10 protein-coding genes are annotated in these 12,757 nt (G+C 67.0%); 6 read left to right on the top strand and 4 right to left on the bottom strand.

The annotated features are described in order from the left end of the window. The first annotated feature begins 68 nt into the window (after positions 1 to 68). Together NZU74_07575 and NZU74_07570 are read left to right on the top strand one after the other, a co-directional pair. Positions 69 to 1,907: an ABC transporter ATP-binding protein/permease gene (locus NZU74_07575; protein ID MCS6881179.1), complete on the top strand. Its 1,839-nt coding sequence runs from the start codon at positions 69 to 71 to the stop codon at positions 1,905 to 1,907. Positions 1,908 to 2,133: 226 nt separating this feature from the next. After that, the gene (locus tag NZU74_07570) at positions 2,134 to 3,945 is read left to right on the top strand and encodes an ABC transporter ATP-binding protein/permease (GenBank protein MCS6881178.1); all 1,812 of its coding nucleotides are present in this window, start codon (positions 2,134 to 2,136) and stop codon (positions 3,943 to 3,945) included. A gap of 130 nt (positions 3,946 to 4,075) precedes the next feature. Here NZU74_07570 and NZU74_07565 read toward each other — a convergent pair whose 3' ends face one another. The 3 genes from NZU74_07565 to NZU74_07555 form a co-directional block, all read right to left on the bottom strand. Continuing rightward, positions 4,076 to 4,789 (bottom strand): glycerophosphodiester phosphodiesterase, encoded by a 714-nt coding sequence (locus NZU74_07565; protein MCS6881177.1) that lies wholly within the window; start codon positions 4,787 to 4,789, stop codon positions 4,076 to 4,078. A 105-nt stretch (positions 4,790 to 4,894) separates the two neighbouring features. Further along, complete coding sequence (locus NZU74_07560; GenBank protein ID MCS6881176.1) at positions 4,895 to 5,188, bottom strand: hypothetical protein; 294 nt, start codon at positions 5,186 to 5,188, stop codon at positions 4,895 to 4,897. Positions 5,189 to 5,603: 415 nt separating this feature from the next. Further along, positions 5,604 to 6,473 carry a glucosaminidase domain-containing protein gene (locus NZU74_07555; protein MCS6881175.1) on the bottom strand — a complete coding sequence of 290 codons (870 nt, stop codon included), beginning with the start codon at positions 6,471 to 6,473 and terminating at the stop codon, positions 5,604 to 5,606. 225 nt (positions 6,474 to 6,698) lie between these two features. On the opposite strand from NZU74_07555, the gene NZU74_07550 reads away from it, so the two are divergent. The 4 genes from NZU74_07550 to NZU74_07535 all read left to right on the top strand — a co-directional run bounded on the left by NZU74_07550 (position 6,699) and on the right by NZU74_07535 (position 11,548). After that, positions 6,699 to 7,358, top strand: a complete 660-nt coding sequence (locus NZU74_07550) for a TetR/AcrR family transcriptional regulator (GenBank protein MCS6881174.1) — start codon at positions 6,699 to 6,701, stop codon at positions 7,356 to 7,358. A 225-nt stretch (positions 7,359 to 7,583) separates the two neighbouring features. Beyond that, complete coding sequence (locus NZU74_07545) at positions 7,584 to 9,338, top strand: efflux RND transporter periplasmic adaptor subunit (GenBank protein MCS6881173.1); 1,755 nt, start codon at positions 7,584 to 7,586, stop codon at positions 9,336 to 9,338. A gap of 176 nt (positions 9,339 to 9,514) precedes the next feature. Further along, positions 9,515 to 10,288 (top strand): ABC transporter ATP-binding protein, encoded by a 774-nt coding sequence (locus tag NZU74_07540; protein MCS6881172.1) that lies wholly within the window; start codon positions 9,515 to 9,517, stop codon positions 10,286 to 10,288. Between the two features lie 9 nt (positions 10,289 to 10,297). Continuing rightward, the gene (locus NZU74_07535; protein MCS6881171.1) at positions 10,298 to 11,548 is read left to right on the top strand and encodes an ABC transporter permease; all 1,251 of its coding nucleotides are present in this window, start codon (positions 10,298 to 10,300) and stop codon (positions 11,546 to 11,548) included. A gap of 181 nt (positions 11,549 to 11,729) precedes the next feature. Here the strand turns inward: NZU74_07535 and NZU74_07530 are convergent, their stop codons facing one another. Then, positions 11,730 to 12,686: a pyridoxal-phosphate dependent enzyme gene (locus tag NZU74_07530; protein MCS6881170.1), complete on the bottom strand. Its 957-nt coding sequence runs from the start codon at positions 12,684 to 12,686 to the stop codon at positions 11,730 to 11,732. Between the last annotated feature and the right edge of the window lie 71 nt (positions 12,687 to 12,757).

The following is a 12,757-nucleotide window of genomic DNA, read 5'->3' as shown; positions in this document are numbered from 1 at the left end:
GCCGCGGCCTTAGTGTGTCTGCGCCCCGCGCCCCCTGTGAGGCCGCGAGGCCGGTGAGGAGCATTGCCATGGCGCTTCGCAGCGAGTTCAGCATTGCGAATGCCCATCAGTATGATACGCGCAGCGCCGGACGCTGGATCATCTCACACATCCGGCGCTACTGGCACTTCGCGCTGGGCTTTGTCATCTTCTATTCGAGCGCCTGGACGTGTTATTCGTTCACCCAGGTGCTGATCGGCCGCGCCGCCGACGAGATTCTGAACCCGAGCGCGCCCAACGGCCTGCTGATCGCCACCCTGGCGGTGCTGGCGGTTATGCTTGGCGATGCCATCAGCGGGCTGATCGGCCTGCTGGCCGCCGAGAGCCTGGCCTCGCACCTCGAGGCCGACGCGCGGCAGGAGTTGTACGAGAGTCTGCTGGGCAAGAGCAAGACCTTTCACGACCGCCAGCGCGCCGGCGACATTATGGCCCGCGCCACCGATGATACCCGCTCCCTGGCCGACCTGATCGTCCCCGGCGGGTTGCTTGCCGCCGAGACGGTGCTGGGCATTCTGGCGCCGCTGAGCTTCATCGCCCTGACCCGCGTCGAATTGCTCCTGGTTCCCGTCGCATTCGTGGCGCTCTATGTGATCACCGCGCGGCGCTACCTGCGCCGGCTCGAACCGGTGATTGACGCCCAGCGGGAACAGTACGGGGTCATGAACGCCGGTCTGGAAGAAACGCTCTCGGGCATCGAGGTGGTCAAGGCCTCGGCCCGCGAGCCCTTCGAGCGCGAGAAGTACCGCCGCAACGCGCGGCTGTTCCGCGACTTTTATGTGCGACAGGGCTACATCGAAGCCCGGTACCTGCCCTTGCTGCTCTACGGGATCGCCGTGGGCGGCGCCTTTCTCCATGCGATGTGGTTCTACGCCCAGGGAACGATCAGCGTCGGGCAGGTGATCGGCGTCATGGGGCTGGTCAATGTGCTGCGCTTCCCGACGTTTATCTCGCTCTTTGCTTTCTCTGTCATCCAGGCCGGCATGTCCGGCGCCCGGCGCATCCTGCGGATCATCAACGCCGAGACTGAACTCGATGAAAACAGTGACGGCTATCGCGGCGAGCTGCGCGGCGAGATCACCTTTGAGCGCGTCTCCTTCCACTACGATGGCGAAGCGGGCGACGACGGCGCTCCCGCGCGGCCCACGAGCGTGCTCGAGGACATCTCGTTCCACATTCCCGCCGGCAAGACCGTGGCCATCGTCGGGCAGACCGGCAGCGGCAAGAGCGCCCTGACGCGCCTGGTGAACCGGACCTACGACGCCACTGCCGGGCGGGTGCTGATTGACGGCGTGGACGTGCGCGACTGGAGCCTGGACGCGCTGCGGTCGCAGATCGGCGCCATTGAGCAGGACGTCTTCCTGTTCACGCGCAGCATCGCCGAGAACATCGCCTTCGGCGCGCCGGGGGCCACGCGGGCGCAGATCGAGGAGGCCGCGCGGGCGGCGCAGGCCCATGCCTTCATCACTAGCTTTCCCGAGGGGTACGACACCGTGGTGGGCGAGCGGGGCGTCACCCTGTCGGGCGGGCAGCGGCAGCGCATCGCCCTGGCGCGGGCCTTTTTGAGCAACCCGCGCATCCTGATCCTCGATGACTCAACCAGCGCGATTGACAGCGCGACCGAGGACCAGATCCAGCAGGCCATTCGCAAGGCCCAGGAGGGACGCACCGTGCTGCTGATCACCCATCGGCTCTCGCAGATCCGTTGGGCGGATCTGATTCTGGTGCTCGACAAAGGGCGGCTGGCCGCCGCCGGCACCCACGACGAACTCCTGCGCCGCTCGCCGCACTACCGGCGCATCTTCGCCCGCTACGAGGCGGACCTGCCTCCGCTGGAGAACGAAGCGGGCGGAACGCTGCAAGCGGCATGAGGCCGGGGGAAGGGAGCGCCACCTTCAAGGTTGCCGTAAGAAAGTGTGCTTGCGTTTCCGCCCCCCTCCCAGACTCCCCCCGGTGGGGAGGAGGCGCTGGACTCCCTCCCCTAGCGGGGGAGGGTTGGGGAGGGGGCGAAGTTACCGAAAAACTCAGTTCACAGAGTACTCGGTGGCCTCAGCGGATAATCATTCCGGTCAGTGCTCTAGCAACCAGGGAGCCAGTATGGGTTTCATTCTCGATGGGCTTGACGCCGAAGCCTATGATCGCACCTACAGTGACGGGGCGCTGGTGCGCCGCATCCTGGGCTATTTCCGGCCCCAGGCCGGCAAGATGCTCCTCGCCGCGCTGATGGTCGTCGCTACAGCGGCGCTCGATGCCGGCGCGCCGATCTTCATCGCCCGCAGCCTCGACTGGATCAGCGCCACCCCCGACCCGTGGCTCATCGTCGGACTGGCCGCCGGACTGGCGCTCCTCGGCGCCGCATCGTGGCTCTTCAACCTGGTGCGGCAGACCTTCTCGGCGCAGGCGGTAGGCGATGTGGTGCTGGCCATGCGCGAGGACGCCGTCGAGGCCGTGCTGCGCCGCGATATGTCGTTCTACGACCAGTTCCCGACCGGTAAGATCGTCAGCCGCGTCAACTCCGATACGGCCGCTTTCGCCCAGGTCATGACCCTGACGATGGACCTGATGAGCCGGCTGCTGCTGGTGCTCTTCATCGTCGGCTACCTGGCCACGATCAGCCTCAAGCTAACGATGGTGCTGCTGGTGCTGACGCCCTTTATTATCGGCGCGGCGCTGGCCTTCCGCGCTATCGCCCGCCGCACCATCACCGCCTCGCGCCGTATGAATGCCGAGGTCAGCGCCCATATCGGCGAGACGGTCAACGGCATCGGCGTCGCCAAGACCTTCCGCCAGGAGCCGGCCATCTACGCCGAGTTCCTGGCGGTGAACCGGCGCTCCCTGCGGGTCAACCGCCGTATGCGCTTCGTCTTGAGCGGCATCTTCCCCGCCCTCAACCTCATGGCGGCGATCGCCACGGCCACCCTGGTCTACCTCGGCGGTCTGGAAGTGCGCACCGGCATGCTGACCGCAGGACTGTGGTTCCTCTTCATCCAGGGGTTGCAGACCTTCTGGTTCCCTCTGACCGGCATCGCCTCCTTCTGGAGCCAGTTTCAGCTTGGCCTGGCCGCAGGGGAGCGCGTTTTCGCCCTGATTGATAGCGAACCGCAGGTGGTGCAGACCGGCAACCGCAGCCTGCCGAAGCTCGCAGGCGCGATCAGCTTCGAGCAGGTGGACTTCGCCTACCGCGAGGGCGAGCCAGTGCTCACCGGGTTCAATCTGCACATCCGGCCCGGCGAGACGGTGGCCCTGGTGGGCCACACCGGCTCGGGCAAGAGCAGCATCGCGAAGCTGGTGGCGCGCTTCTACGAGTTCCAGGGAGGCCGGATCACGATTGATGGAGTGGACATTCGCGAACTCGACCTGGCCGCCTACCGGTCACGGCTGGGTATCGTCACCCAGACGCCCTTTCTCTTTGACGGCACAGTGCGCGAGAACATCCGCTACGGACGCCCGGAGGCGAGCGACGACGAGGTGCTGGCCGCGGCCCGGCACGTCGGCGGGGGCGACTGGCTCGACAACCTGCCCGATGGTCTCGACACGCGGGTGGGCGAACGGGGCGGCAGCCTCTCGATGGGCCAGCGGCAACTGGTGACCCTGGCGCGGGTGCTGCTGCAAGATCCGGCGATCTGCATCCTCGACGAGGCTACGGCCAGCATTGACCCGCTGACCGAGGCGCTTATCCAGGAGGGGTTGGACACGGTGCTGGCGGGGCGCACCGCGATCGTCATCGCCCATCGCCTCTCGACGGTGCGCCACGCCGATCGCATCATCGTGCTGCACAGGGGAACGATCATTGAAGAAGGCGCTCACGACGAGCTGCTGGCGCGTGGCGGGCACTACGCCGAACTCTACAACACCTACTTCCGCCACCAGTCGCTGAGCTACATTGAAGAGTCGCGCCGGGCCGCGTAACAGTGACATGCCCTTCCGCCGACAGGGGCGATGGGGAAACCCGGTTTCCCCATCGCCCGCCACGCAGCAATGGGGCGCGGGACGCCCGTCGGCAGGAGGGTGGGGAAACCGGGTTTCCCCAGGTTTCAGATTAGCCCTTTAACACCTGGCGGGCCAGATCGGGCCGATTGGTGATGATGCCGGTCGCACCAAGGGCGGCGAGGGCGCGCATGCGCTCCGGCTCGTCCACCGTCCAGACGTTGACCTGGTAGCCGGCGCGGCGCGCCAGGGGCAGCAGCCAGTCGAGGTTGGGGAGGTCGCAGTAGGGATGCCAGGCGACGGCCTCGACGGCGCGGAGGGCGAAGAAGGGCCAGAGTTCGCGGGCGCGCACGGCGGGGTGAACAGTGCGCGTGCCCATCAGATAGCCGCGGGGCAGCGCCGGCGCCACGGCGCGCAGTTCGCGCAGGGCGGCCTCCCTGAACGATGAGACAAGCACCTGCTCGAGCAGATCGAAAGTGGCCAGGAGCTCGGCGCAACGGGCGGCCATTCCCGTGGTTTTCAACTCGAGGTTGAGCCGCATGCCGCTCGCGCGGGCGAACTCCAGCACCTCCTCAAGCGCCGGCACACGTTCGCCGCCGATGTCCAGGGTTTGCAGCTCGGCCAGGGTGCACGCGGCGACGGGGCGTTTCTGGCCGTTCCAGCGTTCAGTCGTCTCGTCGTGGAACGCCACCAGGCGGCCATCGGCGGTGCGCCGCACGTCGAGTTCGATCATATCCGCGGCCTGCCGCCACGCCAGTTCGAAGGCGGCCATCGTGTTCTCCGGGGCGCAGGCCGAAGCGCCCCGGTGGGCGATGATCAGCGGCATACACGTCTCGCTTCGCCGCGCAAAAGGCGGCAAAAAGGGGAGGGTCCGGGAGCAGGCTGCGCTCCCAGACCCTCCCTGTCATCTTCATTCTGAGGGTGTTGCGCGTCAGACGGCCACACCCTCTTCACTCAGGTCATGCTCGGGGATCGGCAGATCGACGCTCAAGGCCTCCGCGGTTAGCATCGGCTGGAGGATGCGCTGCAACGCCATGACGTGGGCGCAGGTGTTCCAGACCTGGAAAAACGAGCAATCGCAATGCCAGTGACCATCCTTGAAGGAGATGGTATGGTTGCTATTTCCACCGTGGAAGGTGACAGTGAATTCGTTAAACTTGATCCGCTCCGGCTCCTCAGCGTAGCGGCGGGCCTTTTCGATCTTGCCAATCAGGTCGGAATGCATCGCTTGCCTCCTGTTATGACTGAACTACCGGGTTCAGGTCGCTCCGTGCGTCAACGCGAAAAACATCAGGGGCGCCGCAGGCGTATGCCTACGCGCCCCTGAGGAAAATATTCATTGCACTGTTTGTTTTTGCCCCCATAGCACACGCCTCCTGGATCAGAGGTTAAGGGGTGCTTAATATAGGCCTATTATAGAACCAGGGCAGGGGGGAGTCAAGGGCGATCATGCGCCGGTCCCAGGAGAGGTTGCAGCGCGTCATAACGGGCTATAGGGCGCATGATGCCGTTCCGGGCGAGAGTGGAGATTTCTTAAGCCAGAGGGGTGCGGCTCCGGGCGACGTGCTGGAGGGTCAGTACGAGGCCGACCGCCTCCGTTCGCATCGCCCTCACCTGGCAATCGGCAATCGCGCTGGCCTTCATCCACCGCGCATGCGCTCCGCCAGGCTCAGAATGCGCTGGCCGTATTCGGCGCCGGGCACGGCCCAGCGACCGTTCAGGTCGGTAATAGTCAGCGCGACCCCGCGGTTGGCGGGAGACAGACCACGCACGTCCAGGGCGTAGGCGATCAACTCCTGCTGGTAGGGCGTGCCAGAGCCGGCCGGCAGGGCGTAGGCCAGCAAGCGCCCCAGGTGCGCCCGCACCGCGTCACTGTCCCAGGCGGCGAAACTGGCCCCCTCGCGCCAGACCAGGCCATCCCAGGCCCAGTTGCGCCCGGGCGGATAGTCGGGTGAGCCGGGCAGGGTCGCGCCGGTCACGCCGATGCCGGCAGGATTGCGGCGGGGCCGGGCGCACCACCAGGAGGTCAGGCTGCCGGTCTCGTGGGCGCACTGCGCCAGGGCCAGGAACCAGTCCACGCCTGCCGCGTTCCCGATTCGGGCATAGGCCTGCACAATAGTGGTGATGTCGTAGCGTGTGTAGAGCGTCGAGCGGGCGGCAAACCAGGCGATGGCCTGCTCTGGCGTGCCCGAGGGCGGCGCTAGCAGATAGCCGTTATCGTTGGTCCATACGCCTGGATCGGGGGCCGGCGGGGGCGGCGGCGCAGGAACAGGCGCGGGGGACGGCTCAGGCCCGGGGTCAGGGGCAGGCTCAGATAGCGGCTCGGCGCCGCTGACGAAGGGGAGGTGGATGCGGAAGGGCGCTTCCTGCGCATGCGCAGGGCGCGGGCCGGCGACCATCGCGAGCGTGGCGCCCAGCAGGCGCAGCAGGCGTCGGCGAGAGAGCATGGATTCCACCCATCTCTGGCCGCCGGCGCGGGCGACGCGCCAGCGGCGACCGGTGCGCTCCATGGCGGCTGTCGAGTTAAACGCGCCCGTCAGGCGTATTTGACATCTTTGAAGATGACAGAATGGTGGCAATCCCGCCGTTCGCGCCGCGCGCAACCAGGTTGTCCATCTAATCTGTGCAAAACCTTGACAAGACCGGACAAGGGGTGTATACTCTTCCTGACCGGTCGGTAAAGTTGTGAAATCTTTTGGCTTCTTTTATTTACTGACCGGTCATATAGAATCGCTATGACGCAGGATCTCGAACCCATTAGCAGCCCCACGGCGGTGAAGATCGTTGACGCCGCCAGCCATCTCTTTATGCAGCGGGGCTATAAGGCCGTTTCGATCAACGATATCATCCGCGCCGCGGATGTAACCAAGCCAACCCTGTACTACTACTTCGCCGACAAAGAGGAACTCTTCGTTCAGATGGGGCTGCGAGTGCTGCAGGAGATGGGCGCCCGCCTCGCCGCGGCCGCCAATGCTCCTGGCGGGACGGTCGCCCGCCTGCGCGCCCTCGCCGCCGTGTTGATGGACGACCGCGACCGGGATATGCGCATGATGCGCCACGAGATGGCCGAGCATCTCGGACCGGCCAATCGCAACCGTCTGGCGCGGGCTTTTTTCACCCACCTCTTTCGCCCGATTCTTGGCGTGATGGAGGAGGGTGTCGCTGAAGGCGCCCTTGGACATTATGCGCCCGTGACGCTTGCCAATCTATTCTTGAGCGTGTCCGAGGCTTGCCAGGAGTTTGCCGGCGCGAGCCGCATGGCCACCTGGGCCGCCGAGAGCGGCATTCCCGTGCAGATCAGTCCGATCTCATCTTCGGAAATGGTGGATCTGTTTCTTTACGGGGTTGCGGCCGCCGGTCGCCCTGGCGCTACGGACGCCACGGACACCCATTAAGAACCTGAGGCGCCTGGGGAACGCGCCCGGGTGGTCTGGGAGGGCTGTGCCCCCTAGAGTCGCCCCTCCGGCAGGGGTGTGGGGAAACCTGGTTTCCCCACCTTCCTCCAGACGACCGGTGAACGCGCGTTCTTGAGAGGGTATAGCCCTCCCGAAGGAGTTCTCCCGACGAGCGATGCGCATCGCGCATGGTTGACCACACGCATTGAGAGGAATATTCACTCTATGACGACGCTTCCACAGTCTCGACCGGGCGGCCTGCGCCGCCCGACCTTTGCCGCGATTATTGCTCTGGTCCTGTTGCTGGCTGTCGCCGGCACCTTCGCCTTCCGCAACTTTAGCGGCGCGCGGGCCAATCCCCTCGCCGACGCCACGCTCGTTCCCGTGAGCCGGGGCGACCTGGTGCTGGGGGTGAGCGCCACCGGGCGGGTGGAGCCGCGCGTCCAGGCCGAACTGTCCTTCCCCGCCGCTTCGGGCCGCGTCGCCGAAGTGCTGGTCGTCGAAGGCGATGCAGTCAGGGCCGGCGATGCGCTGATCGTGCTCGATAGCCGGCAGCAGGCGGCCGCCCGCGACGCTGCCGCGGCCAACCTCGCCGTAGCCCAGGCCGACCTGCAGGCCCTGCGCGAGGGCGCCACGCCCGAACAGATCGCCGAGGCCCAGGCTCAGGTGCGCGCCGCTCAGGGCGCCCTGACCCAGACCCGGGGCAGCGTCACCGATGCCGACATCGCCGCCGCCCGCGCCGCCGTGGAGGAGGCCCGCGCCCGCCTGGCCGAACTCGAGGCCGGAGCGAAGAGCGATGCTCGCGCTCGCGCCGAGACGGCCCTCGCCGAGGCCCGCGCCGAGCTTGAACGCCAGCGCGCGGCCCTCGCCAGCGCCAAGGAGCAGGCCCGTCTGAACGTCGAGGCCGCCGCCAACACGGTGCGCAATGCCCAGAGCGCCTACAGCGCCGCCTACTGGGACCTCGAGCACGTGCGGCGCAATGGCACTGACCCCCGCACCGGCCGTTCGCTGAACGATTTCCAGAAGCAGGATTTCCAGGTCGCCTTCGACCAGGCCGCCCGAAACCTGGCCGATGCCGAGGCCGCTCTCCAGCAGGCCCGGATAGCGTATGAGACGGCCGTCCAGAACGAAATCAGCGGCCTGCAAACCGCCGAGGCCCGCGTGCGCGCCGCCCAGACCGATCTGGATACGCTGCTGGCCGGCGCCGATGCCGACGACCTGGCCGCAGCCCGCGCCCAACTGGCCCGCGCTCAGGCCGAACTGGCCCGTCTGACCGGAGCGCAGCGCGCCGGCGCTCTCGCCGCCCAGCAGGCCAACCTTGAGGCCGCCCGCGCGCGCCTGGAACAACTGACCGCCGATCCGACCGCCAGCGACCTTGCCCGCGCTGAGGCCCGCGTCGCGCAGGCCCAGGCCCAGCTCGCGCAGGCCCAGGCGGCTCTCGATGACCTCACCCTGCGCGCCCCCTTCGACGGCGTGGTGGCCAGCGTCAACGTCGCCCCCGGCGAGAGCGTCGGGGCCGCCGCCCCCGTCGTGCTCATTGACATCAGCCGCTTCCTGGTCAAGGTGACGGTAGATGAGGTGGATATCGCCCGTGTCCGGCCCGGCCAGCCGGTTGAGGTGCTCGTGGACGCCCTGGGCCAGACCCTTCCCGGCACGGTCCTGCGCCTGGAGCCACTGCCTACAAGCGCCAGCGGCGTGACCGCCTACCAGGTCACCGTCGAGATTGACCCCGCCGGCGCTCTGCTCAAGCCCGGCATGACCGCCAGCGCCACCATCGTGGCCGACCGCCGCGACAACGCCCTCAGCGTGCCCCTGGCCGCCGTGCGGACGGTTGACGGCAGGAGCGTGGTCAGCGTCGTCGTGGGCGAAGGCAACGAGCGCCGGGTGGAGGAACGGGTTGTGGAGACCGGTCTGCGCGCCGGTGATCGCATCGAGATCCGCAGCGGCCTCGCCGAGGGCGAGCAGATCGTCATTCGCTAGCAACTGCCCGACGTTGAACTGCCGGAAGCCCCCGCGGGGCAACCCGGTTTCCCCGGACCGCAACCTGGAAGGTTGCGCTCCAGCGGCGCCCCGGCGGGCCGGGGCCTGGGGACCCCCGGTTTCCCCCTTACACAATGGAGCACCGTGCCATGCACACCGACTATAGAACCAGACCGATCGTTCAGATCGAAAACATCGTCAAAGAGTTTCCTACCGGCGACGGCGTCTTCCGCGCCCTCGACAATGTTTCGTTGCAGGTTGACCAGGGCGAAATGATTGCCATTATGGGGCCGTCAGGCTCTGGCAAAAGCACCTTGATGACGTTGATCGGCCTGCTCGACACGCCTACCAGCGGGCGCTACCTGCTTGACGGCGAGGACGTGAGCGGCCTTACCCGCCTGGAACAGGCCCGGGTGCGGAACCGCAAGCTCGGCTTCGTCTTCCAGAACTTCAACCTGCTGCCCCGCCTCACCGCGCTGCAAAACGTGGAACTGCCCCTGGTCTACGGGCGCGTGGACGGGCGGCGGCGGCGCGAACTGGCCCGCGCGGCCCTGGAGGCGGTGGGCCTCGGCGCCAGGGCCGACAATCTGCCCAACACCCTTTCGGGCGGCCAGAAGCAGCGCGTCGCTATCGCCCGCGCCCTCGTCCACAACCCGGCGATCATCCTGGCCGACGAACCTACCGGCGCCCTCGACACCCGCACCGGAGCCGAGATTATGGCCCTCTTCCGCGAGTTGAACCGCGAACAGGGCCGGACGATCATCATAGTGACCCACGACCCGGAGATCGGCCGGCACATGGACCGGGTGATCGGCCTGCGCGACGGGCGCCTGGCCGAGAACATTCTGAGCGAATACTACGGCGTCGAGGTGTTCGAGCGCATCGAGCGCGAGCACGGTCTTGAGCCGGTGCCCGTTCCTGTGCGCCGCCGCGATGCCGTTCAGGAGTAGGTTCGAGAGATGATCAAAGAACAGATCGCTATGGCCCTCGACAGCCTCAGGGCCAACAAGTTTCGCTCGCTGCTCACCATGCTCGGCATCATCATCGGGGCCGGCACCCTGGTGGCCGTACTCTCCCTGGGCAACGCCCTCCAGAGCAGCGTCTTCGAGCAATTCGTGGACCTGGGCACCCGGCGCATCGCTGTGGAGCCGGGCGACCCTGACGCCAAAGGCGCCCGCGACGTGCCCGGCTACGGCCTGCTCTCGGTGCAGGACTACCGGGTGCTGTCGGATCTGGCCGCTTCGCGGCCCGATCTCTTCCGCGTGGCCGTCCCCGAAGTGGCGGTGAATACCCAGGTGCGCGCCGGAACCGTGGCCGTCCAGACGCTGCTGGTCGGCACCACCGAGGCCTACCCGCAGGTTCAGACAGTGCCGATGCTGGCCGGGCGCTTCCTCACCGCCGCCGACGAAGCCGATGGCGCCCGCGTGGGGGTGCTGGGCTACCTGGTGGCCCGCGACCTGTTCGGCGCCGAGCCGGAGGCGCTGCGGGCCGCCGTTGGCCGCACGGTGGAGATCAATGGCCAGCCGCTGACGATCGTCGGCGTGATTGACGAGAATGGCGGCCCCTTCTCCACCGACGGGCGGGTGTTCGCTCCGGTGAGCACAGTACGCCTGCGCCTGGTTGGCGATCTGGATCTGCCGGGGCGCGGGCTGCGCATGAGCAGCGTGTTGCTGGGCATTACCAGCGAGAAGGTGGTCGCCCCGGCCGAGGAGGCGATCGTCGCTACGCTGCGAGCCACCCGCAACGTACCCGAAGGGGCGATCAACGATTTCGAGGTGCGCACGCCCACCCAGGCGCTCAACGTGCTGCGGGGCATCAACGGGGCCATTACCGGGTTCATCGCCGTCGTAGCGGGCATCAGCCTGGTCGTGGGCGGCATCGGGATCATGAACATCATGCTGGTGGCGGTAACCGAGCGCACCCGCGAGATTGGCGTTCGCAAGGCTCTCGGCGCCTCCGACGGCGACGTGCTCGGCCAGTTCGTGCTCGAGGCCCTGGCCCTCAGCCTGGTCGGCAGCCTGATCGGCATCGCCGGGGCCATCGGCATCGTCCTGCTGATCGGCGCGGCGACAGGAATCGGCGCGCCGATCTCCTGGAGCGCCGTGGCCATCGCCCTGGCCTTCGCCTCGCTGATCGGCATTGGCTTCGGCTTCTACCCCGCTCGCCGCGCCGCGATGCTGCAACCCATCGAGGCCCTGCGGTATGAGTAATGCGATTTGGGATTTTGGATTTGGGATTTTGGATTGCCATATCCAGCAGGCCCAAATCCAAAATCCCAAATCCCAAATCCGAAATCCCAAATCCTATTCCGGTCGCGCCAGCCTGGACTTTGAATTGCCATGCCCAGCAGGCCCAAATCCGAAATCCCAAATCCAAAATCCCAAATCCCATTCACAGTCGCGCCAGCAGCGAGGGCTCAAGGTTGCCGCCGCAGATCACCACCCCTACCCGGCGGCACTCCGGCGGCAGCAGCCCGCCCAGCACCGCCGCGAGGCCGACCGCGCCGGTTGGCTCGGCCACCAGCTTCAGGCGCAGAAGAATGAAGCGCAGCGCCTCAAGCACCGCCTCGTCGCTCACCACCAGAATGCGTTCGACATGCCGCTGCATGATGGGGAAGGTGAGTTCCCCGGGCGAGGTGGTGCGAATGCCGTCGGCGATGGTGGCGGGTGGCGGAATGGTCACCCGTTCGCCTCGCTCGAGCGACTGCCGCCCATCGTCGGCTCCTTCAGTCTCCACCCCGAAGATCCGGATTCCTGGCTGCAAGCCCCTGGCGGCTACCGCGCATCCACCGATCAGCCCGCCCCCGCCCACCGGGATTACCAGCGCGTCAAGCCCCTCCGCCTGGGCCAGCAGTTCCAGCGCCACCGTGCCCTGTCCGGCGATGATATGGGGATGGTCGTAGGGTGGAATGACGGTCATGCCCCGTTCTTCGGCAATCGCCCGGGCGAAGGTGTCACGGTCCACGGTGGAACGGTCGAAGATCGCCACTTCGGCCCCGTAGCCCCTGGTGGCTGCGACCTTCACCGGGGGAGCATCGTCGGGCATACAGATCACAGCGGGGATGCCGAACAACTTCGCTGCCAGGGCCGCCCCCTGGGCGTGGTTGCCGCTGCTGAAGGCCACCACGCCGCGCGCCCGCCGTTCCGCCGGCAGCCGGCTGATGGCATTGTAGGCCCCCCGGAACTTGAACGAGCCGCTCCGCTGGAAGTTCTCGCACTTGAGCCAGATCTCGCGACCGGTCAGCTCGTTCAGGGTGCGGCTGGTGTGCACCGGGGTGAAATTGGCGATGCCCCGCAGCCGTGCCGCCGCATCGCGCACATCCTCGAGATTGATGGCCAGACTGGTCATAGATTTCCTCCCCGGCGCGTACGTGTTCAGAGTTGGGGTAACGCCGCAGACCTGGGAGCGAGGGCGTCCCG

The sequence above is a fragment of the Chloroflexaceae bacterium genome (assembly GCA_025057155.1).
In the GTDB taxonomy this organism is placed as follows: Bacteria; Chloroflexota; Chloroflexia; order Chloroflexales; family Chloroflexaceae; genus JACAEO01.
The sequence above is the reverse complement of the archived record's forward strand: the minus strand, read 5'-3'. Positions and strand labels throughout refer to the sequence as shown.